Consider the following 21,754-nt stretch of genomic DNA (forward strand, 5'->3'; position numbering starts at 1 on the left):
CGGCTGCGGACAACCCCAATATAGGAACCGCGCCCATCCCGCGATAGAGGCGCATGCACCGGGTCAGGTGGTGCATTTTTACCGGTCGGCCGCCAGATCCGTCATCCCCAGAAACTGCCGCAGCTCTGGCGTGGCCGATGCGGTAAAAAGCTCTTCTGGCGGCCCGATCTCATGGACCCGGCCCTGATGCATGAACACAACCCGGTCGCAGACCTCCCGCGCAAAACGCATCTCATGCGTCACCATCAACAGCGTCATCCCGTCGGCCGCCAATTCCCGCACCACCGCCAGCACTTCGTTGACCAGCTCCGGATCCAGCGCCGACGTGATCTCGTCGCACAACAGCGCCAGCGGCTGCATCGCCAGCGCGCGCGCAATCGCCACGCGCTGCTGTTGCCCACCCGACAACTCGTCCGGCCACGCGTCGAACTTGTGCGCCAAGCCCACGCGGGTCAGCATCGCGCGGGCCATGTCCTCGGCCTCGCGCTCGGGCACACGCTTGGCCACCATGGGCGACAACATCACGTTGCGCCCCACGGTCAGGTGCGGAAACAGGTTGAACTGCTGAAAGATCATCCCGACCTTCAGCCGCAGCGCCCGCAGCCGCAGCTCGTCGTCGCCCAGCTGCGCATCGGCCACCATGATGGCGCCGCCGTCAATCTGCTCCAGCCCGTTGATGCATCGCAGCAGCGTGCTCTTGCCCGAGCCGCTCTTGCCGATGATGGCAATGACCTCGCCGGGATCGACGCGCAGGGTGACGCCTTTCAACACTTCGTTGTCGCCGAACCGCTTGCGGACGTCTTCAAGGGCGATGAGGGGCATGCAACTTCCTTTCCAGCCGGAGGCTGAGGCGCGACAGGGGCCAGCACAGCGCAAAATAGATCAGCGCCGCGCAGGCATAGACGGTGAAGGGGCTGAAGGTGGCGTTGGTGATCACCGTGGCCGCCTTCGACAGTTCCGTGAAACCGATGATGGACGTCAGCGCCGTGCTCTTGACGATCTGCACCGCAAAGCCGACGGTGGGCGCCACCGCAATGCGCAGCGCCTGCGGCAGCACCACGTAGCGCATCTGCTGCACGTATCCCAGCGCCAGGCTGGCCGACGCTTCCCACTGTCCCTTCGGCACGGCCTCCACGCAGCCGCGCCAGATCTCCGCTAGAAACGCGCCCGACCACAACGTCAGCGCCGCGCCCGCGGCCAGCCACGGCGGCACCTCCACGCCGATCAGCGACAGCCCGAAGAACGCCAGAAACAACTGCATCAGCAGCGGCGTGCCCTGAAAAAGTTCGATGTATGCCCAGCTGATGCGCCGCATCGCGGCCACGCGCGACGTGCGCATCATGAGCGCCAGCACGCCCATCAGTGCGCCGCCCACAAAGGCTGCAAGAGACAGGACGATCGTCCAGCGCGCCGCCAGCAACAGGTTGCGCACGATGTCCCAGGTAGAAAATTCGATCATCGTGCCGCCTTGCGGAACAGCCGCCGCCCGGTCATGCGCAGGATCTGCCGCAGCAGCACCGCCAGCGCCAGATAGATGCCGGTCGTCACCAGATACACCTCGAACGCCCGGAAATTGCGCGACTGGATGAAGTTCGCCGCAAACGTCAGGTCCTCGGCCGCGATCTGCGAGCACACCGCCGATCCCAGCATCACGATCACGATCTGCGACGATAGCGCCGGCCAGATGCGCATCAACGCGGGCTTGAGCACCACGTGCCGAAACACCTGCAGGCGCGACAGCGCCAGGCTGGCGCCCGCCTCGTATTGCCCGCGTGGCGTGGCGTCGATGCCGGCGCGGATGATCTCGGTGCTGTAGGCGCCCAGGTTCAGCGCCATCGCCAGGCAAGCCGCCTGCATTTCTCCAAGCTGGATGCCCAGCGACGGCAGGCCGAAGAACACAAAAAAGAGCTGAATCAGAAACGGCGTGTTCCGGATCAGCTCGACATACGCGGTGACCGGCGCGCGTAGCCACTTTGGCCCCTGCGTGCGCACCCAGGCGCACGCGATGCCGATCGCCACGCCCGCCACCGCGCCGAACGCAATCAGTTCGATCGTCACGCCGATGCCTTTGAGCAGCACCGGCGTGTACTCGAACACCGAGGCGAAGTCGTACTGGTAAGCCATGACGGCCGCCGCTCAGGCTACAGATCCTTGGGCAGCGCGGCGCCCAGCCATTTCTGCGATATCGCCGACAGCGAGCCGTCCTGCTTGGCGGCCGCCAGGATGTCGTTCACGCGGGCGCGCAGCTTCGGTTCGTCCTTGTTCAGGCCGATGTAGCACGGCGAGTTCTTGATCAGGAATTTCGTCTCGGGCTTCTTGGGCGGATTGCGCGCCAGGATCGCGGCAGCCACCACGTTGCCCGTCGCGATCATCGGCACCTGGCCCGACAGGAAGGAGGTGATCGTGCCGTTGTTGTCCTCATACCGCTTGACCGTGGCGGACTCGGGCGCAATCTTGGTCAGCTCGATGTCTTCCACCGCGCCGCGCGTCACGCCGATGGTCTTGCCCGCCAGATCTGCGGCGGACGACACCTTCAGGTCTGCCGGGCCGAAAACGCCGTTGAAGAACGGCGCGTAGGCGTCGGAAAAGTCGATGGCCTTCTCGCGCTCGGCATTCTTGCCCATGCTGGAGATCACCAGGTCCACCTTCTTGGTCTGCAGGTACGGCACGCGGTTGGCGCTGGTGACCGGCACCAGTTCCAGCTTCACGCCCAGCTGCTTGGCGATGAGCTGGGCTGTGTCGATGTCATAACCCAGCGGCTTCATGTCCGAGCCCACCGACCCGAACGGCGGAAAATCCTGTGGCACCGCGATCTTGATGACGCCCGCCTTGACGATATCGTCCAGCGCGTCGGCGTGCGACACAGGGGCGGCCAGCAGCGTGGCGGCGGCGCAAAGGGACAGCAACAGGGATCTGCGTTTCATGAGGAACTCTCCAGGGCCCGCACTGCCCGGCCGGGTCAATGCGTTGCACACCAAGTCGGTATACAAAGAGAGTCAAAGCAAAGTCTGTGCCACGCGTGTGTCCCGGGAGGCGACGGGCAAAGGTCGTGCAGACGCCCCGCGATGGTGCGGCGAATGCGCCGCGAGCGGGCGCGCAGGCACCGGTTTGGACATCTGGATTCAGGCGTCCACGTAGCCCGCCATCAACCCTTCGAACCACTCATGGAACACCGCCAGCCGCCGCGAGCGCTGGCGGCGGTGCGGATACAGCAGCGACACCGGCATGGACGCAGCGCGCGCGGCCGGCATCACCTCCACCAGCTCGCCCGCATTCAGCAGATGCTGCACGTCAAACCGGGGAATCTGGATCAGCCCCAGCCCCGCCAGGCAGCAGGCGATATAGCTTTCGGCGTTATTCACCACCACCCGGCTGCGCACTGGATCCTGGCGCACGCCGCCATCGGGCGACACGGTTTCCCAGGGCAGTTCGCGCCCGGTCTTCGGCGACGCATAGCCCACCGCCCAATGTCCGCTGGCCAGATCTTCCGGCTGCATCGGCTCGCCGTGTTCGCGCAGGTAAGCCGGACTGGCGCAATTGATCAGCGCAATGCTGCCCAGCGGCCGCACCACCAGACTGCTATCATGCAGCGCCCCGATGCGCACGGCGCAGTCCACGCCTTCCTGCACCAGATCGATGGCGCGGTCGGTGGAACTCAGCACCACTTGCAGCCGTGGATGCCGGCGCAGCAGGCCCGGCAACTGCGGCGCGATCAGCCGTCGCGCCACGCGGCTGGGCACGTCGATGCTCAATCGGCCCGACACCTGCCGCTCGCTGGCCTGGAACAGCTGGTCGATGTCTTCCACTTCCGCCAGCAGCGGCAGCACCCGTTCCAGCAGTTGCTCGCCGTCCGCCGTCAGCCGCACCTGCCGGGTCGTGCGATGCAGCAGCCGCACGCCAAGCTGGGTTTCGAGTTGCTGGATGGCGGCGGACACCGACGCGCGGGGCGCGTCCAGCGCATGCGCCGCCTTGATGAAACTGCCCATCTCGGCAACCTGCGCAAACACGCGGTACTGGTCGAATCGGTCCATGAGCGGCCTGTGGCGATGCGGGGGGCGGTGCAACGGGAAGCGCGCGCCGTCCCGATGCCGGGGGCGCGCGCAATGCATGAAAAGCATAGCCGCAATTGGGGGCTGATCGGGATCCGATCCGGCCGCGTCAGCCGCTGCGCCAGATCGCCACGGCAGCCAGCGCCGCCGGCACCAGAAACACGATCGCCAGAATCGGCAATTCCTCGCGCACGGTGTACCCGGCATGGGTCACCCCCACCCACATGTTCACCAGCGACACCACCAGCCACACGGGGATGAACGCCTTGGCCGCCACCGCCAGCGCCGCCGCATCGCCGCCCCACAATTTCCCGAAGAGCAGAAACACGCCCAACAGCACCGCGCCGCCTCCGATCACCATTGCCATATGCATGCCGCGCTCCCTGGTCTGACGCCTACTTGGTCGTATAGCCGCCGTTGATAAGGATGGTCTGCCCCGTGATCCACCAGCCGTCGCTCACCAGATGACGGATGAACGGCACCACGTCCTCGATATCCGTCAGCCCCGTCTTGCTGAACGGCGACAGCGCCGCCGCGGTCTTGTGATACGCCACGGCATCGTCGCCCTCGGCCGGATAGAAGAACGGCGTATCCATCGGCCCCGGCCCCACCGCCGTCACCGAAATCCCCCGCGCCCCAAACTCCTTGGCCGCCGCACGCGTGTAATGCTCCACCGGCGCCTTCGTGCCCGCGTAGGCCGCGTAGAACGGCGTGAAGGCGCCCAGCAACGACGTCACCAGCGTGCACACCTTGCCGTTGTCATTCACGTGCCGGCCCGCCTCGCGCAGAAAGAAAAACGCCGTCTTGGAATTTACCGCCGTCATCTCGTCGTACTCGGCTTCGCTGATCTCGGTAAAGGGCTTCTTGAGCACCTTGCCCACCGTATTGATCGCAATGTCGGGCCTGCCCACCGCCGCCACCGCATCGGCAAACAGCTTCTCCATTGCCGCCGCCGTCGTCAGGTCGCCCTGCAACGCCACCGCCTTGGCGCCCGCAGCCTGCACCGCCGCCACGGTCGCCTCGGCTTCGGCCTTGGACGCCGCACTGTTGTAATGGATCGCCACCGCGCGGGCGCCCTGCTCAGCCAGGTCGCGCGCAATCAGCCCGCCCAGATTTTTCGCCCCGCCCGCAATGATCGCGACCTTGCCTTTGATCGAATGGTCCGCCATGGAAAATCTCCTTCAGGTGTCGATGGAGCTACGAGCTTAGGCAAGCGCCCGCGCCCGATAAACCACCTGAAGCTGGATGGATCATCCAGAAAAACCACCCAATCGCGGCGCGCGGTCTGGGCGGTGTCCAGTAATCGGCAATAAAAAAGCCGCCCCAAATTCAGGGACGGCTTCCAGCAACGTCAATCGCAACCCGCGCTCAATCCACCTGCGCACCCGATTGCTTCACCGCCTTGCCCCACTTATCCACTTCCGAGGCAATAAACGTCCCAGTCGCCTCAGGCGTCAACGGCATCGGCTCCGCGCCACGATCCCGGAAGAACTTCTGCATCTCCGGCGTATTCAACACCTGCCCGATCTGCTTGCTAAGCGCATTCGTAATCTCCGCAGGCGTCCCCTTAGGCGCCAACACCGCCGCCCAGCCAATCGCCTCAAACCCCGGATAACCCGATTCCGCCACGGTCGGCACATTCGGCAACTGCGGCAACCGCTTGGCCGTCGTCACCGCCAACGCCACCGCCTTCTTGCTCTGCACATGCGGCAACCCCGCCGTCACCGAGTCCACCATCAGCGGCACCTGATGCCCCAGAAAATCCGCCTGCGCCGGACCGCTGCCCTTGTACGGAATGTGGCGAATATCGATATCCGCCGCCGCCTTGAACATCTCGGCCGACAAATGCTGCGTGCCGCCAATCCCCGCGCTGGCATACGCCAGTTCGCCCGGATTCGCGCGCGCCTGCGTTACCAGCTGCTGCAGCGACGTAATCCCCGACGCGGGCGTCGCCAGAAACATCAGCGGCACCGAGAACACCCCCGACACCGGCGCAAAATCCTTCGTCAGGCTGTAATTGATGGTCTTGTACAGCGTCTGATTCACCGCCGCCGCGCTACCCGCGATCACCAGCGTGTAACCGTCCGGCGCCGCGCGCGTCGCCTGCTCCATCCCGATATTGCTGCCCGCACCCGCGCGGTTCTCCACCACGATCGGCTGCTTGACCGCCGCGCCCAGCTTCTCGGCCAGCGCGCGCGCAAATATGTCGGTCGCCTGCCCCGGCGGGAACGGCACGATCAGGCGGATAGGACGGTCGGGATATTCCGCGTGGGCGGGCGTCATGGCGGCGGCCAAGGCCAGGCCGGCGGCAAGACTGGAAAGAATACGTTTCATGATTGGTCAGTAAAAAGCGACGGCGGACTGCGCGCGAGGGGCGCATCGCCTGCATAAAATAGAGCGCCCGCGCTGGCAGCCCTTGTGAGGCCGGCCCGGGGCAGATCGGAGGGGTAGCGTCACGATAGCATCCCCCCGTCGGTGCTACATTTGCCTTTTCGCGCTTCCCCCGGGGAAGTTCCCCGAAATTTCCCTCATCCCCTGTCCTTACATCCCGCAGGAACCGCCATGGAATTCAGCCAGTTCAACGTCGACACCCTCATGGAGATCACCTCCCGCCCGGACCTCGTGTTCGTCAGCGGCAAGGGATCCTGGCTGGAGGATCACGCGGGCAAGCGATACCTGGACTTCGTGCAGGGCTGGGCGGTGAACACCCTGGGCCACTCCGCGCCCGAAATGCAGCGCGCGCTGGTCGAACAGTCGCAAAAGCTGATGAACCCGTCGCCGGCGTTCTACAACATCCCCTCGATCGAGCTGGCCCAGCGCCTGACCGGCGCGTCCGACTTTGACCGCGTCTTCTTCGCCAACAGCGGCGGCGAAGCCAACGAAGGCGCCATCAAGCTCGCGCGCAAGTGGGGCCAGGTCAAGAAGAACGGCGCCTACAAGATCATCACCATGAACCACGGCTTCCACGGCCGCACCCTGGCCACCATGTCCGCCTCGGGCAAGCCGGGCTGGGACAAGATGTTCGCCCCGCAGGTCGAAGGTTTCCCCAAGGCCGAACTGAACGACCTGGAATCCGTGCGCAAGCTGATCGACGACAAGACCGTCGCCATCATGCTCGAACCCGTCCAAGGCGAAGGCGGCGTGCTGCCCGCCACCAAGGAATTCATGCAAGGCCTGCGCAAGCTGGCCGATGAAAACCAACTGCTGCTGATCGTCGACGAAGTCCAGACCGGCATGGGCCGCACCGGCAAGATGTTCGCCTACCAGCACTTTGACGTCGTCCCCGACATCATGACGCTGGCCAAGGGCATCGGCGGCGGCGTGCCGCTGGCCGCCCTGCTGGCCCGTCAGGAAGTCAGCGTGTTCCAGCACGGCGACCAAGGCGGCACCTACAACGGCAACCCCCTGACCACCGCCGTCGGCGTCGCCGTGTTCGACGCGCTGGGCGCGCCGGGCTTCATGGATGCGGTCAATGCGCGTGCCAAGCAACTGTCCGAAGGCCTGCTGGCCATCTCGGCCAAGTACGGCATGAAGGGCGAACGCGGCATGGGTCTGCTGCGCGCGCTGGTGATGGATCGTGATGATGGTCCGGCGATTGTCGAGGCTGCGCGTAATCAGGCGCCGGAAGGTCTGCTGCTGAACGCCCCGCGTCCGAATTTGCTGCGCTTTATGCCCGCGCTGAATGTGACGGCCGAGGAAGTGGATTCGATGCTGAAGCAACTGGACGCGCTGATCGCGCAGGTGCGTAAGGCTTGATGAGAGTTAGAAAGTAGTGAATGCAGGGGCCGCGATTATGCGGCCCCTGTTTTTTTGGGTTGATTGGATCGCGGTTGGGGTTGGGTAGGCGGCCGCGTGTTGGGACTCGTTAAGGGAATCGAATGGACGCGAAGGAATTTGTCGGCAACTGGAATGCGCTGCGGCGTGAGTTGTTGGAGACGTTCATGGCGGCGGACGGTGGGAGTGCGGTCGCGGCCAAGGTGCGGGGGCTGGGGCTGTCGGCAGAGCAGCTTGAGGGCGTGCGTGGCGTTTTGGATTTGGCGCTGCGGGACACGATGTATTCGTTGCTGCTGGGGTTGGATGGGGCGGCGAGTATTGGCGATTGCCAGGAGCAGTTCACCATCGCGGGTGAGGATGGAGTGGTGATTGAGGATATTGAGGCGGAGGCTTGGGAGTGCTTCCATGGGGATTCGGGCGTTTGCGGTTGATTCGCTCGCCAAGGGGCTGGGTTTTGGTCGCCGTTACGGGAGTTTGAAGATGTCCAAGTCGCCTGCTGATGACGTGGTGTCGATCTATCGGGAGCATGCCGACGCGTTTGTGCGGTTGCGTGGGACTGGGCTGATCGAGCGTGCGTGGCTGGATGCGTTTCTGGCGCTGCTGCCGGGGGCGAGTCCGCGGGTGTTGGATATTGGGTGCGGGTTTGGGGTGCCGATTGCTCAGTATCTGATTGAGCGTGGGTGTCGGATTACGGGCGTGGATACGTCGGTGCCGTTACTGAATCGGGCGAAGGCGGCGTTTTCTGAGCATCAGTGGGTTGCTGGGGATATGCGCAAGATGCCGGTTGTGGGGCCGTTTGATGGGTTGATCGCTTGGCATAGCTTTTTTCATTTGTCGCCCGAGGATCAGCGGGGGATGTTTGGGGAGTTCGGGCGGCTGGCTGCGCCGGGGGCGGTGTTGATGTTTACGAGCGGGCCGGGGTTAGGTGAGGCGATTGGGGAGTTTGAAGGGAGGCAGCTGTATCACGGGAGTTTGGAGGGGGCGGAGTATCGGGAGTTGTTGGCGGGGAGTGGGTTTGAGGTGGTGCGGCATGTGGTGGAGGATGCCGGGTGTGGAGGGGCGACGGTTTGGTTGGCAAGACAAGCTGGGGATAAGGCTTGACTTGCTGGCAACGTTGCGAGGTCTGGATCGGGATCAAGCAGGGGCGTGCGTCAGAAACTGACGAATTGAGGGGGCAGCACTGTTACGTCGTCTGATATTGGGTCTACAGAATTCATCAGTGAAGAGAGGCTCGCCACAATGAACGGCTCACTGCCGCTGCCTTGAGCCATGGCGTGTTATTGCAGGATGTCCATAGCGAGCACGCAGCCGTTTCAGGCATGGCGGCCAACCTCAACGCAGTTGCTATTTATACGTAACTTGCGTACATTGATGAAAGCCCTGTTCATAGAATTGCCCGCGTTCTCGCGCTATCGGGCCGAGTACCTGGATGACGACGCCTTTCTTGACCTGCAACACGCAATGATGAAGCACCCCGCAGCGGGTGACGTCATTGAGGGCACAGGGGGATTGCGCAAGCTACGCCATGGCGATCCCCGCCGCGGCAAAGGTAAGCGCGGCGGTCTGAGAGTCATCTACTACTGGTGGGACGGCGGGTCGCAGTTTTGGCTGTTTACGCTGTTCGACAAGGACGAAATGAAGGATCTGTCCGCTGGAGCTAAACAGGCGCTCAAGGGCATGCTCGAACATGAGAGGAAGATTAGGCTATGAAGAAGCGAGACTTGTACTCGGAGATCGCGGAAGGGTTTGAGGCGCTAGCGGAGGCGCGGGAAGGCAAGCGGACGCTGCGCACGCATAAGGTTGAACTCAAGCCTGCTCCGGAAGTGACTGCAGAAGATCTGTTGGCGTTGCGAGAGCGGCTGAAGCTGTCGAGGCAGGTGTTTGCGCACTACCTGCGTACCAATCCTCGGACTGTGGAGAATTGGGAGCAAGGCCGCGCGAAACCGAACGCGCAGGCGGCGTTGTTGATTCGGCTGGTTGAGAGGTTTCCGGATACGGTGGAGCGTTTGGCGGACGTTTAGTGCGCTGGCAATCGCGAACGCTGCCAGTGCATCTCGTAGACTGCCCCCGGGGCGAAGCGTGTTTTGCCCGGAACCTTCCTTCGTTTTGGATTGAATTGGTTCATTGACGATCCCGTTGGCTTAGGTGCGAAATTGAAAGAGACAACCGCAACCGATATTGAGAGAGGAGCATCGGTAGTTGCCGCCGTTGCTGGAGCCACTCACCCTCTGGTTGGCGTGTTCGCCGCTTTCGCAAAGGAGATGCTTGGTTTGCATTTGCAGAGGAAGGCGCAGGAGGCGGAGCAGGTGCTCCTTGATGAGATCCAGCGCGCCGATGCTTGGGATCGATTGAAGTCTGACCCTGAAAGCACAGCTGCCCGGACCGTGCGATATGTTCGTGCTGCCTCAGTCGGCGCGGCTTACGAGAATCTGCGATTGCTTGCCCGCTTGGTCGTCTATGGTGATGGATCGCGCGCCATCGTGCCAGACGATTTCCTCTATCTCTCTCAAGCGATCGAATCCCTCCGTCACGATGAAATGGTAGTTCTCGCTGCTTTTATCCGTCGAAAGCAGATCGGTGGAGACGCCGTCGATCATGGCCTACAGATGGAGGTTCTGGCAGACCTAAAGGGGACTTACGACGAGTCAGAGATTTGGTCGTTAATGGGTAGCCTGCTACGCACAGGGCTTATTTACACGACCACGGGGTTTGGCGGCGGCGCTTGGAATACTGCGCCGCTATTGATGAGACTGGAGGAAACTATTCAGTTCGCGGATGCGGTCGCGCGGGCGCAGGCTGCCCGCGCCGCTTAATTGTTCGGATCTGAATTTCTCTGTAGCTAATGTGCGTAGGAATGTGCCTATTTGGCCGAATTTCTGCAAACCCGACTCTCAGCTGTGAATATGCAGGTGGGATGACGGCCTTGCGAGTCGTAAAGGCGACGCGATCTCTGAGCGATGAAGCGCGATCTCTGTGCGATATCGATGCAACGTGCACGTCCGAGGCCTTGCATGGAGAAGCGGCGTTTTTTCTGCTAGAAGCGCGCGTATTCTGAACAACCCGAACCGCGAGTGCTGCGGGATACATTGAGCTAAGTTCGTGATGAGCAATACTGCCGACCAATGGGAGCGATTCTTAGATCCCGATGAAGTCCGCCCATCTCTTTTCATGGCAACGATGTTTATCACCGCTTTTGAGATCCTTCAGGACTCAATCGTGGACGATCTTCGTGGTTTCTACACGAGTGGGCTAAGTGAACACGGCCCTATCGTCGAACCGGAATATCAGTCTAAAGTTCTGTCCAAGAACAAGAGCCCACTCTACGCATCGCTTCAATGGTTGCGTGAGCACGATGCCATTAGCGACGAAGATCTGGCGCTTTTCGAACAACTGAAGAAAACGCGCAATATCCTAGCTCATGAGCTTTTTGGTGTAGTGACGGGTCAGGTGGAATCTCCACACGAAGTCCAATTTGACTCGCTGCTAGCGCTACTTCGCAAAATCGGCGTTTGGTGGGTGGTCAATGTTGAAATACCGACAAATCCGGACTTCGACGGAAAAGACATTGATGAGGAGGGTATTGTCCCCGGCCCAGTCCTAACGCTTCAGATGCTTATTCAAGTCGCCTCGGGAAACACCGAGTTGCTTGAGCATTGGCGTAAGGCGCGTGCGAATGTATGAGCCGCTGGGGACTCCCCAACGAGAGCGTCTCTGCATACTCGCCAACTAGGCGATAACGCGGGGTGTCGTTGCAGCTCCAGCAATTGACACCCGAAATCCTCGTTGGGTGAGGTTTTCGAACGCTTTCGACAAGTTGACCTTGCTGAAGAAAGGCAAGTTTTGCTTAAGCGTTCTACTTTCCTCACCCAAGATTAGGAAGACGATCTCATAGTCTGCACTTCTTAGGTTATCCAGAGGCACAAGATCTCCAGCGTCAGGATCTACCCTGCGCAGAACAGTTCGTGCCTTTCGGCGGAACATTCTGTCACCAAGCATAATTTCGGCGGCCACGTTGCCCTGAGCAAAGAGGTGGCTTAATCCCGCCGACCCGCCTTTTCGATGCTTAACATGCACCAACTGCTTATCTGCAGTAAAGAGGTCACAAAGTTCTATAGGTGACGTGGCGCGGTCTGATTTAACAAGTTCTTTGTCCATGAGGAAATAGCCATGGGTCGCGGCAGCTCGAATGTTGTAGTCGCCCTCGGATTCAATCCTCGATTTCCCGTCTTCATCCCACACCTCCACCGCAGGAAATGGAAGGGTCGAAATCCGAATTAGGTCTAATGTCTCGGCGATACGACCAATAAAGGCTGCATCGATTTCGTACCACTTACCATCGAAGATGATCTTGGTCTTGTCGCCATCGATGATTTCAAAGTAGATGCAGCGATAAACTGAATGTTCGATGATGTAGCCATCGACATTGTGGACGAAAAGCCTATCGCGCTTTAAGCCCTCTACCGTTAGTTGCTGCAAATCAGGAATGGTGTCGATATAGTCAAGCGATCTAATGACGGGGTGGATGCTGTCTTTATTGCGTGTAAAGCTGAAGCCCAGAATCGTGTCCCAAGCGCCAATCTCTGGCAGCGTAATCACAATTTCTGGATTGCGCGCAGAGATGGCTTGAACCAATTGCCTGTTTAGCAAATTTATCGACGTATCATCCTTTACACGGCGAACATTGTCCACCCACGAGAATGATGTTTTGTAGTCCTCATTGTCGTAGTAGCCCTTGATTCGTCGGGCCAAAGCTGGAAAATCTGCGGCTTCCATCGTCATACTGAAGGAGAACATGGCGTCACCGCCCGCGATCTGCTTAAGACCAACTCCTCTTTTGGGAACGCCGGTGACAGCTCGAAGAACGTCACGCAAGATATCAATTCCGAAGACGCCCAGCTCAGAGTCGCGAGCAGCCTGAGACTTCTTCTGAACAGGTTGGTCTTCGAGGGTGTGCAAATCGACACTGCGCAACGATTTCTCATCAAGCGTGTTTAGCGCTGCCCGCAGGCCAAAGTCTTGAACGAACAGTGACTGCTCGATCAGATATCGGCCATAGCCAAAGGTGAAGGCGAAGATGTCGCCGTCGACACGAAGCACTAGCGCGGCAGAACACGATCGATTTGCGAGATCTGGTATATCGCGACCAGCGATCTCATCGAGCAAAGAACCCCAGCTCGGTCTCTTATGCTCGCTTTTCCTCACGTAAAGGACTCCGTCGAGGCCTAAGCGGTCCGCCATTGGATAGGTGTCAACAGGTGCGTCAGTCAAGAGGTCCGCAAACACTTGCCCGTCGCCTAACGGTTTTGCCAAAAACAGGTTCAATCGGCGGTAGCATTTAGCCATCTCATTTCCCCATGCTTCAAACATCCGTCATTTTTGAGATTCCAAGGTAATTAATTGGACGGAGTGCGTTGTGCCCGACATCTACATTCAGCCGATGGGAATTTAACAGATCGCCAGCTTCGGTATTGATCAAAGCATTGGCTGTGCCTTATACGTGGCGCGTCGGATTTAATTTTGTTTGGCTGCACATCGACGGATTAGTCTACCTAAGATAAATCGCAATGCGTCCGTGGTCGGAATAGGCAAGAACCGTTCCCGTTACCCGCGACGCCGATTTATCCATCTTCAATGAGAGGACTGACGCGGACGCCGTATACTCCTCGACTACCGCCACAAACGGTAGCGCGGTGTGGAAGCCGGTAAATTCGTCGGTGTTGACCTCTTGGTCAGCACGCCTTCGCACGCCCAATGGGCGGGCCTTGGCAGGGGTGCGCTAGTCGTACGCCGGTTCCGACGACCCGGTCTTCCAACCTTGTCCTGTGCCCGCCCGCCCCATTTGGAAGTGGGGCAGCGGGATTTCCATATCGTCGGAGGAAGTCCATGCGATCCCACCCCCTCATCGAGAACCCCTGGTCCGTCGACACCAATCCCGAGTACGGCTTGGTTCCGCTCTCTCACCTCTACAACATCGACCGCGCCCGGTATGCCATCGCGTCGATCGCCCGCCTTATCGGCAACAGCGCCTCCGAACCCGACGCCACCGGCGCGCAGCCGCTGGACGCATGGACCGTTGCCGCGTTGTTGGGCGGCGTGGAAGGACTGTGTGAGCACATGGGCATCATGACTGAGGCCATGCTGGAAACGGCACGAGCGTGCGCACAAGACGCCGATTGCGCTGATCCGACGCATGACGCGCCCGCGTCGATTCAGTAGGCGCAAAAACGGCTCGGGCCTGCCGCGATGTGCAACAGGCCCGAGCCGTTAGATTTCGACGAAAACTTGCGCGATCTGAGGCGTTAGTCGCTCCGCGGCCTCACGATTCACCCACTTGCATGTTCTGACCGCGCACATCCCCCGCCGTCACCAACGCATAGTTGTACCCCTGCCCCGACCAATACCGCGCCAGCAGCTCGCCATCCCTCCGGCTCCCCTGCGCCAGAAACTGCCCCCCCGGCCCAGGCGGCCGAATATAAAACGTAGCGCGCTGCCCCGCGTTCTCATAAATAACAAGCGCCGCCGGCCCCTGATCGGTAGCCAACAAACGCGCAGCAACAGGCCTAAACCCGCTATCGCTCAAATTAGGCAACCGCTCGGCATGCGCAAAATGCGCATCCAACCACCCCTGCAAATCCCCAGCATCGGCCCGCACATCCGGCTGCGGCGCATCCGCTGACGCAAACAACCGATAAGCCTGCATCGCATCCTGCATCGGCAGCACCCGATTCGCCAAGGCCGTATCGCGCGCACTCCATCCCGTGACGCCGCCAATCGCCACCGCCACAACAAGACTAGCCACCATCACCATCCGCCGCCGCGCGCGAACTCTTAGCCCCGCGCGCACCGCAGCAGGATCCAACGCAGGATTACCCGGCAAACCATCCCCGCAAGCCCCTTCCCTCAGCCGCTGCGCATCCCGACGCCAAGCCTCTAGCTCCTGCGCCTCATCAGGATGCGCCCGCAAATACGCCTGCAGTTCCTGCAATTGCGACGGATCCAACTGCCCGTCCACATACGCATTACGCGTCAGATCATCAATAGCGCGTTCTTTCATTTCAATATCCTCAGACGAGCCTCGCCGGCCTGCCCCTCATGCAATTCACGCAAGGCACTCCGCGCGCGGGACAGGCGCGACATGACGGTGCCCAGCGGCACGTCCAAAACATCGGCGACGGCCTTGTAGCTCATGCCTTCCACGCTGACGAGCCACAGCAGCGTGCGCTGCGCCTCGGGCAGGCGTTCGAAGACATCCAGGGAAGATCGCGCGATGACCTCGCGCTCGGCCGACGGCGCGGCGGCGTCGGAGCCGGCAAACCATGACAGCAGCCGCGCATAGCGGCGCGAGCGGCGTTGGGAGTCCAGGAATTGGCGGTACAGGATGGTGAAGAGCCACGCGCGCACGTCGCCTTGCGGACGGCGGCCGCGCCAGCGGGTGAGCGCTCTTTCCAACGTGGATTGCACCAGGTCGTCGGCCGCGACCGCATCGCGCGTGAGGCGCAGCGCAAAACGCCGCAGGCGCGGCAGTAGCTGGCGCAGCACGGCGTCGGAGATTTCTTCCGCTGGCATCTCGTCGTCGGGGGATGCCGGCGCGTCGGGCGGCACGCGGACCGGTTGAATCATGGCGGGTTCCTGGGAAGGCCTGCGTAGCCAGCTTACAGGTCAATGCAGTAAGACGCCGCCCCGGCGGGTTTATTCCATGGCGGAATAACTTTTCTGGCGCGGCGTCCTACAGGGGTATTCATCGCCCCATGGGCAAGGAGCCTTATGCAACAAGGATCTGATCGCAACGGCCCGCCGCCGGGTCAAACGCCACCAGGAAGCCAGCCGCCGGACCGCCTGCCGCCGAATCGCCAGCCCTCGGGTGAACGGCAAGCAGGTGGCCAGCCCTCGGAAGACCGACCCCAAAAGCCCCGGCCGCTCGCTACTCCCCAAACCCTCCTTCGCCTCACCGCAATCGGCGCCATCGTGCTCGCCTCCGGCGCCGCGTTCGCCTACGTTGGCGGCTGGCTCGACCCTCAGCGCCTGACCCCAGATCGCGTGGTGAACGCCCTGGAAGCCAACAGCGGCGTGCACGAGGGATTTCGCCGCAACCATGCCAAAGGCGTCTGTGTCATCGGCCGCTTCGAAAGCAGCGGCGCTGCCCACGACTTATCCACCGCCTCGGTGTTCGCGCCCGGCAGCACGCCGGTGGTGGGACGGCTGGCCCTGCCCGGCGGCAATCCTTACGCGTCGGACTCCAGCGTCCCGATCCGCAGCTTTGCCTTGATGTTCACGTCGGCCAATGGCGAACAGTGGCGAACCGGCATGAACAGCATGCCGGTGTTTCCGCTGTCGACGCCGCAAGCGTTCTACGATCAGCAACTTGCCGGCCGGCCCGATCCCAAGACGGGCAAGCCCGATCCGCAGCGCATGCAGGCGTTCTTCGCGGCGCATCCTGAAGCTGCGGCGTTCCTTGCGTGGGCCAAGACCGCCAAGCCTTCGGCCAGTTACGCCACCGAAGACTATTACGGCCTGAATGCGTTCTACCTGATCGATGGAAATGGAAAGCGGCAGCCGGTGCGCTGGCAGTTGGCGCCGTTGGATGCGGCGGCGGCACCTGCGGCGCAGCCGGGACACGATGCCGACTATCTGCAATCCGATCTGCAACGGCGCCTGACGCAAGGACCGTTGCGCTGGCGTCTGCTGCTCACGCTGGGCCAACCCGGCGATTCCACCAGCGATGCCACCCGGCAGTGGCCGGCGGACCGGCCGACTGTCGACGCCGGCACCGTGGTGATAACCAGCAGCGCGCCGCAGAGCGACGGCCCGTGCCGCGACGTGAACTATGACCCGACCGTGTTGCCGCAAGGCATCGCCGTGTCCGACGACCCACTGCTGGCGGCGCGATCCGCGGCCTATGCCGCTTCTTATGAACGCCGCACGGGCGAAGGACCGCCTAAAGCACCCGCTGCGTCATCCCATTCGACCCAACCGGAGCGCGCTCAATGAACATGCAGCCCAATCAAAACCGCCGCCCGCCCGCCACGTTCAGCCTGTTCGCACGCGTGCTGCATTGGTCGATGGCGGCCGGCATACTCGCGATGCTGTTTATCGGCGTGGGCATGGTGGCGTCGGTGTCCGAGCGGCATCAGTGGCTGGTGCAGATCCATAAGCCGTTGGGCCTGGCATTGCTGGCGCTGGTGTGCATTCGGCTGGCCAGGCGCATCATCAAGGGCGCGCCTGCCTTGCCGGCGGATCTGCCGGCCTGGCAGCGTCATGCAGCGCTGGCATCGCATGTCCTGCTGTATGCGCTGATGTTCGCAATGCCGCTGATCGGCTGGGCGATGGTGTCGGCGGGTGGTTATCCGGTCGTGGCGGGCGGATGGCAGTTGCCGCCCATTGCGCCTGCGGATGCGGCGCTGTTCAGTGTGCTGCGGGGCGCGCATCGCTACCTGGCCTTCCTGCTGTTCGCGACGGTGCTGCTGCATCTGGCCGCTGCCCTGTTTCATGGCTGGATACGACGGGACGGCGTGCTGGAATCGATGACGCGGGGTCGCACCAAGCCGACCTAGGCCCTGCGCCAGATTGCTTCCACGGCGGATGGTCGCCGTGGGGCATCCGCATGGTGCAACGCCAGAGCGACCGCCACACGGGCGCTAATTGCCATCATCGTCCGGAGGCGGGGCGTGCGCTATGCGGCGCCTCCGTCATGGCCCGCATGTTCCGTCGCGCAACGGCGACCGTCGGCGCGGCGGGCACTGCTCATCCGGCGACGGGCGTCCTCGGCCAGCGGATGACCCGACGCCGAAACGTGCAGTGCAAACGCACTAGCGCAATTGCGTTTTGCCGTGCCATTCGCAACCGTGCTTATATCCTGCGAGCGCCCAGAATCTTCAACGCGCTAGCCAGCAAAAATGGTGGCGAATCGCCGCCGCGCGTCTGCGAGTAGGCTGGCTTCCTGCGTTACCGGCTTCCCATGCCAGCTAGCGAGGAGACGACCATGCGTCTGCCATGTCTTGCGTACGCCTTAGTTTTCGCGGTGCTTGGGAACGCTGCCCAAGCGACAGCGCTATCTGGCCGGGTGAATGGAGGCGGCGGGCCCATCGCAGGATCGATGGTCACGCTCTGGTTGGCGGGCGACGCCGCGCCGCGTTCGCTTGCGCAGGCAAGTACGGCTGACGATGGCGGCTTTCGTCTGGACTTCGATCCCGCAAACGCCAAAGACGGTGTCCTCTACCTGACCGCAAAGGGCGGCACGCCAAAGGCGGGCGGTGCGCAAGGCAACAATCCGGCGATCCTGCTGATGGCGACCCTGGGCCGCACATCGCCCGATTCGGTCACCATCAACGAACTGACCACCATCGCTTCCGCGTACACGGGCGCGCAATTCCTGCAAGGCGATGCGATGCGCGGGCATGTCCTCGGCCTGACCATCGCGGCGGGCAATGTGCCGAACCTGGTTGACCTCAAGACCGGCGGACTTGGGCCAGTTGTGCAGGATCCCTTGAACAGCACGCAGACCACAACCCTGGCGACGCTGAACACGCTGGGCGCGTTGCTGACCGGATGTATTACCCGCGCGCAGGCCGACGCCTGCGCAATGCTGTTCGACGCGGCCACGCCGCCGGGCGGACCGGCGCCCGCCGATACGCTGACCGCAGCGCAATCCATCGCGCGGTATCCCTGGAATCAGCCTGCAAAGGTGTTCGCCTTGCTGGATCATTTCTACCCCCGGCACGCGACCACTGGTGCACGCGACGTGCCGTTTCGCCCGTACCTGGCCTTCGCGCCCGGCGCGTGGACGCTCGCGCTGCGTTATGCCGGCGGCGGATTGAATGGCCTGGGCGGCATTGCCATCGATAGCGAAGGCGATGCATGGGCCGCCAACAATCAGATGGCTGGCTCGCAATCGACGATGTACGGCGGCATTGGCGGCACGCTGTCCGAGCTGGCGGCAAACGGCCGGCCGATTTCACCGATGACCACGGGCTATACGGGCGGCGGCGTGGACTTCGCGGCGTGGGGATTCACGATTGCGGCGGACGACAAGGTCTGGTTGACGAGCATCGGCGGCAAGGCGATATCGGTGTTCGACAAGCATGGCAATCCGCTGTCGCCATCGACCGGCTACACGTTGGACGGCAAGCTGGGCGGCATGCAGGGCATCAACACGACGCCCGAGGGTGACGTGTGGGCGGCGGACTCCAGCAAGAGCCAGCTCGTGCACATGCCCAAGGGCGATCCGTCGCGGGCGCGCATCGTGTGCGCCACGCAGGACGGCAACCCCGTGGACGGCACGTGCCAGGTGAAGGGGCCGTTTCATATCGCGGTCGACCTGCAGGGGCGGATTCTGGTGTCCAACGCGAACGACAACACGGTCACACGCTTTGCACCTGGCAATCCGGGCAAGGCCGAACATCTGGCCGTCGGCTACAGTCCGCACGCGATTGCCATCGACAGCCAGGGCAACGCGTGGGTGGCGAATGCGCTGGGCGATCCGGGCATCGAAGAGAAGGTGGACCTGCTGCGCCTGAAGCTGCGCAGCGAGATGCAGAGCGAAATGCCGTCCGCGGATGGTGGCGATGCGACGGTGAAGAAGTTCATTGCGCTGGTGCGGATCATCGAGGAGTTCCCCGGCGGCAGCGTCAGCATGATCCGGCCGGACGGCACGCAGCCATCGGGCTCGCCTTTTGATGGCGGAGGCAGCATCAGCGGGCCGTGGGGCATCACGGTGGACGGCAACGATCACATCTGGATCGCGAACGGATTTGGCAAGACGCTGACGCAGCTTTGCGGCGTGCGGACCGAGACCTGCCCGCCGGGCATGAAGACGGGCGATCCGATATCGCCTGCCGGCACCGGCTATGTGGGCAAGGGCATGCAGTTTCTGACGGGCGTCGCGGTGGATCCCGCGGGCAATGTGTGGACCGCGAACAATATCGATCTGATGGACGAGGTGTGCCTGACCAAAGTCCCGGACGAGGCACTGTCCACGCGGTGTGGCGGGAATGGGTTCGTGGTGTTCTTTGGGTTGGCCAAGCCGGTGAAGACGCCGGTGGTGGGGAGTCAGGTGCGGGGGTGGTGATCGCGCCGGCAAAGATTGTGAAAAGAAAGTGGCGGGACTGGCAGCACAGCTGTCTCGTCGGCAGGACCTTTGCGGGTGTCGAACGATACAATATCCGGTCGTTTCACAACTTCCCCATGCGATGCTCGACGCTCACAGCCTGCTCAAGACGTTGCCCCTCCAGATCGCGAGTCAATTGGCCTCGGCCATTGCCAAAGGCGACTTCGGGCCGGGCCATCGCTTTCGCGAAAACGAGCTCGCAGAAGGCTTTGGCGTCAGCCGAGCCAGTATCCGCGAGGCCTTGCGGTTGCTTGAAATGCGGGGAATGGTCAACATCCTTCCGCAGAAAGGCGCGCGCGTAACGCAGTTGTCTTCCAAAGAGCTGCACGATTTGTTTGCGATTCGTGCCTCGCTGCTGGCGACGTGTTCCCGGCTGGCCGCGGAACAGTGCGATGACGCCAAGGCGAAACAACTGAGCGCGTTGTTGGAAAAGCTGGCTTCTACGGTTTCGGATACCGACAAGTACGTGGAGCAGAGCGCGCGCCTGATCGCGTTGATCGCTGAAATGTCCGATAACCCGACGCTGGTGGGATACGTCGACGATCTGGCCCTGCGTATCGGGCGCTACGTACGAATGGGGCTCACGGCGGAAGAACGTCGCAGGCGTTCTTTGGCGACGTGGACCGAACTGGTCAGCGCCATCATTCGCCATGACGCCGAAACCGCCAGTCAGCTGCACTACCGGCTGGCCATCCAGAATCGCGATGCGGCGTTGAAGACTTTCGAAGAGCAGTAGGGGCTATAGGAGGCCCCCAAACAGTAGAAAAAACAAATGCTCAAATGTCGACATTTGAACATTGTGCTTATAGAATGACCTTTCCTTATTGGTCCACAAGGGGAGGAGACATGACAAAAACAGGCAAACACGCCACCGCCATCGTGCTAACGCTCGCGGCTTTGGCCATGACGCCGTTCGGCAACGCCCGGGCAGACGTACCCGGCAATGGCGCTCTGAAAATCATCGTGCCCTTCAGTGCCGGCGCGATGATCGACAACATTGCACGCAAGTACGCCGAGAAGCTGTCCCCGAAGTTGGGGCGGCCGATCGTGGTCGAGAACCGGCCGGGCGCGGGCGGCATGGTCGGCACGCAGCGGCTGCTGGCAGAAGACCCCAAGCAGAACACGATGCTGTTCGTCTCATCGTCTTATGCGGTGAATCCGTCTGTGTTCAAGGACATGCCCTTCGACACCTTGAAGGATCTGTCCGGCGTGGCGCTATTGGCCGACACGCCAATCCTGATGGTGGTGAATCCCGACGCGAAGTTCAAATCGATACAGGACTTTGTGGACAAGGCCAAAAAGCGGTCCGCACCCTACAGCTACGGGTCGGCAGGGATCAATTCGGCCACCGACATGGCGGGACGCTACTTCAGCAGCGAATCCGGCGCACCGCTGGAACACATTCCGTACAAGGCGGTGCATGAAGGAATGATGGAAGTCGTCGCCGGGCGGGTCGACACGTCCTTTCCCGGCATTGCGCAGGCGCTGCCGTATGTGCGCGATGGCAAGTTGCAGGCCCTGGCCATCACCGGCAAAGAGCGATCCCCATTGGCGCCTGACGTCCCAACGCTGGATGAAAGCGTCTCCCCTGGCTTTGATTACGGCATCTGGTATGGCGTGATCATGAGCGCGAAGACCGATCCCGCCGTCAAGCAAACGCTGGCCACGCATCTTGCAGAGATCAACAAGGATCCCGAGATTCGTCAGTGGCTCGAAGGTCAGGGCCTGACGTCCCGCTCCAAGACATTGCAAGAGTTCGACGCGTACATCGCATCAGAGATTTCCAAGTACGGAAAGATCTTGAACACCCCCAACTGATTTTTAAGAG

Annotated in this window: 24 protein-coding genes; 13 read left to right on the forward strand and 11 right to left on the reverse strand. The window is 61.9% G+C overall.

Annotated elements, in window-relative coordinates:
* Positions 1–78: 78 nt before the first annotated feature.
* The 8 genes from B3098_RS12835 to B3098_RS12870 form a co-directional block, all read right to left on the reverse strand.
* On the reverse strand, positions 79–822 hold the full coding sequence (locus B3098_RS12835; protein WP_286896696.1) for an amino acid ABC transporter ATP-binding protein: 744 nt from the start codon (positions 820–822) through the stop codon (positions 79–81).
* Positions 803–1,459 (reverse strand): amino acid ABC transporter permease, encoded by a 657-nt coding sequence (locus B3098_RS12840; protein WP_191578344.1) that lies wholly within the window; start codon positions 1,457–1,459, stop codon positions 803–805. Before B3098_RS12840 ends, B3098_RS12835 begins: the two co-directional genes overlap by 20 nt.
* The gene (locus tag B3098_RS12845) at positions 1,456–2,124 is read right to left on the reverse strand and encodes an amino acid ABC transporter permease (RefSeq protein ID WP_279971357.1); all 669 of its coding nucleotides are present in this window, start codon (positions 2,122–2,124) and stop codon (positions 1,456–1,458) included. Before B3098_RS12845 ends, B3098_RS12840 begins: the two co-directional genes overlap by 4 nt.
* A gap of 17 nt (positions 2,125–2,141) precedes the next feature.
* Positions 2,142–2,924 carry a transporter substrate-binding domain-containing protein gene (locus B3098_RS12850; RefSeq protein WP_286896702.1) on the reverse strand — a complete coding sequence of 261 codons (783 nt, stop codon included), beginning with the start codon at positions 2,922–2,924 and terminating at the stop codon, positions 2,142–2,144.
* Between the two features lie 198 nt (positions 2,925–3,122).
* Positions 3,123–4,031, reverse strand: a complete 909-nt coding sequence (locus B3098_RS12855) for a LysR family transcriptional regulator (RefSeq protein WP_286896703.1) — start codon at positions 4,029–4,031, stop codon at positions 3,123–3,125.
* Positions 4,032–4,158: 127 nt separating this feature from the next.
* The gene (locus tag B3098_RS12860) at positions 4,159–4,422 is read right to left on the reverse strand and encodes a hypothetical protein (RefSeq protein ID WP_286896704.1); all 264 of its coding nucleotides are present in this window, start codon (positions 4,420–4,422) and stop codon (positions 4,159–4,161) included.
* 22 nt (positions 4,423–4,444) lie between these two features.
* The gene (locus B3098_RS12865) at positions 4,445–5,218 is read right to left on the reverse strand and encodes an SDR family oxidoreductase (protein ID WP_279971351.1); all 774 of its coding nucleotides are present in this window, start codon (positions 5,216–5,218) and stop codon (positions 4,445–4,447) included.
* Between the two features lie 199 nt (positions 5,219–5,417).
* Positions 5,418–6,383, reverse strand: coding sequence for a Bug family tripartite tricarboxylate transporter substrate binding protein (locus tag B3098_RS12870; RefSeq protein ID WP_286896706.1), 966 nt, complete (start codon positions 6,381–6,383; stop codon positions 5,418–5,420).
* A 228-nt stretch (positions 6,384–6,611) separates the two neighbouring features.
* On the opposite strand from B3098_RS12870, the gene B3098_RS12875 reads away from it, so the two are divergent.
* The 7 genes from B3098_RS12875 to B3098_RS12905 all read left to right on the forward strand — a co-directional run bounded on the left by B3098_RS12875 (position 6,612) and on the right by B3098_RS12905 (position 11,504).
* Positions 6,612–7,805: an acetylornithine transaminase gene (locus tag B3098_RS12875; RefSeq protein WP_286896707.1), complete on the forward strand. Its 1,194-nt coding sequence runs from the start codon at positions 6,612–6,614 to the stop codon at positions 7,803–7,805.
* 122 nt (positions 7,806–7,927) lie between these two features.
* The gene (locus B3098_RS12880) at positions 7,928–8,254 is read left to right on the forward strand and encodes a hypothetical protein (RefSeq protein ID WP_286896709.1); all 327 of its coding nucleotides are present in this window, start codon (positions 7,928–7,930) and stop codon (positions 8,252–8,254) included.
* A gap of 49 nt (positions 8,255–8,303) precedes the next feature.
* Positions 8,304–8,924 (forward strand): class I SAM-dependent DNA methyltransferase, encoded by a 621-nt coding sequence (locus B3098_RS12885; RefSeq protein WP_286896711.1) that lies wholly within the window; start codon positions 8,304–8,306, stop codon positions 8,922–8,924.
* Between the two features lie 270 nt (positions 8,925–9,194).
* A complete protein-coding gene (locus B3098_RS12890) occupies positions 9,195–9,533 on the forward strand; it encodes a toxin (protein ID WP_286896713.1) in 339 nt (112 codons plus the stop codon).
* Positions 9,530–9,844, forward strand: a complete 315-nt coding sequence (locus tag B3098_RS12895) for a helix-turn-helix domain-containing protein (protein ID WP_286896714.1) — start codon at positions 9,530–9,532, stop codon at positions 9,842–9,844. The genes B3098_RS12890 and B3098_RS12895 overlap by 4 nt, the downstream gene beginning before the upstream one ends.
* A gap of 63 nt (positions 9,845–9,907) precedes the next feature.
* Positions 9,908–10,636: a hypothetical protein gene (locus tag B3098_RS12900; protein ID WP_286896716.1), complete on the forward strand. Its 729-nt coding sequence runs from the start codon at positions 9,908–9,910 to the stop codon at positions 10,634–10,636.
* Between the two features lie 289 nt (positions 10,637–10,925).
* Positions 10,926–11,504, forward strand: a complete 579-nt coding sequence (locus tag B3098_RS12905) for a hypothetical protein (protein ID WP_286896718.1) — start codon at positions 10,926–10,928, stop codon at positions 11,502–11,504.
* A 45-nt stretch (positions 11,505–11,549) separates the two neighbouring features.
* Here the strand turns inward: B3098_RS12905 and B3098_RS12910 are convergent, their stop codons facing one another.
* Entirely contained in the window at positions 11,550–13,190 is a 1,641-nt protein-coding gene (locus tag B3098_RS12910) for a TIGR04141 family sporadically distributed protein (RefSeq protein WP_286896720.1), read from the reverse strand.
* Positions 13,191–13,706: 516 nt separating this feature from the next.
* On the opposite strand from B3098_RS12910, the gene B3098_RS12915 reads away from it, so the two are divergent.
* Positions 13,707–14,039: a hypothetical protein gene (locus tag B3098_RS12915; protein WP_286896722.1), complete on the forward strand. Its 333-nt coding sequence runs from the start codon at positions 13,707–13,709 to the stop codon at positions 14,037–14,039.
* A 100-nt stretch (positions 14,040–14,139) separates the two neighbouring features.
* Here the strand turns inward: B3098_RS12915 and B3098_RS12920 are convergent, their stop codons facing one another.
* Positions 14,140–14,877, reverse strand: a complete 738-nt coding sequence (locus tag B3098_RS12920) for an anti-sigma factor family protein (protein ID WP_286896725.1) — start codon at positions 14,875–14,877, stop codon at positions 14,140–14,142.
* On the reverse strand, positions 14,874–15,389 hold the full coding sequence (locus B3098_RS12925) for a sigma-70 family RNA polymerase sigma factor (protein ID WP_286897096.1): 516 nt from the start codon (positions 15,387–15,389) through the stop codon (positions 14,874–14,876). Before B3098_RS12925 ends, B3098_RS12920 begins: the two co-directional genes overlap by 4 nt.
* Before the next feature lie 387 nt (positions 15,390–15,776).
* Between B3098_RS12925 and B3098_RS12930 the strand changes: the two genes are divergently transcribed.
* From B3098_RS12930 to B3098_RS12950, 5 genes are all read left to right on the forward strand, one after another.
* Positions 15,777–16,811 carry a catalase family peroxidase gene (locus B3098_RS12930; RefSeq protein ID WP_313065505.1) on the forward strand — a complete coding sequence of 345 codons (1,035 nt, stop codon included), beginning with the start codon at positions 15,777–15,779 and terminating at the stop codon, positions 16,809–16,811.
* A 2-nt stretch (positions 16,812–16,813) separates the two neighbouring features.
* Complete coding sequence (locus B3098_RS12935; protein ID WP_286896726.1) at positions 16,814–17,374, forward strand: cytochrome b; 561 nt, start codon at positions 16,814–16,816, stop codon at positions 17,372–17,374.
* A 542-nt stretch (positions 17,375–17,916) separates the two neighbouring features.
* Positions 17,917–19,887, forward strand: coding sequence for a hypothetical protein (locus B3098_RS12940; RefSeq protein ID WP_286896727.1), 1,971 nt, complete (start codon positions 17,917–17,919; stop codon positions 19,885–19,887).
* Between the two features lie 121 nt (positions 19,888–20,008).
* Positions 20,009–20,662 (forward strand): GntR family transcriptional regulator, encoded by a 654-nt coding sequence (locus B3098_RS12945; RefSeq protein WP_191576220.1) that lies wholly within the window; start codon positions 20,009–20,011, stop codon positions 20,660–20,662.
* A gap of 44 nt (positions 20,663–20,706) precedes the next feature.
* Positions 20,707–21,744: a tripartite tricarboxylate transporter substrate-binding protein gene (locus B3098_RS12950; protein ID WP_105236864.1), complete on the forward strand. Its 1,038-nt coding sequence runs from the start codon at positions 20,707–20,709 to the stop codon at positions 21,742–21,744.
* Positions 21,745–21,754 lie beyond the last annotated feature (10 nt).

The sequence above is a fragment of the Achromobacter sp. UBA2119 genome (assembly GCF_002331005.1).
Lineage (GTDB): Bacteria > Pseudomonadota > Gammaproteobacteria > Burkholderiales > Burkholderiaceae_B > Achromobacter > Achromobacter animicus.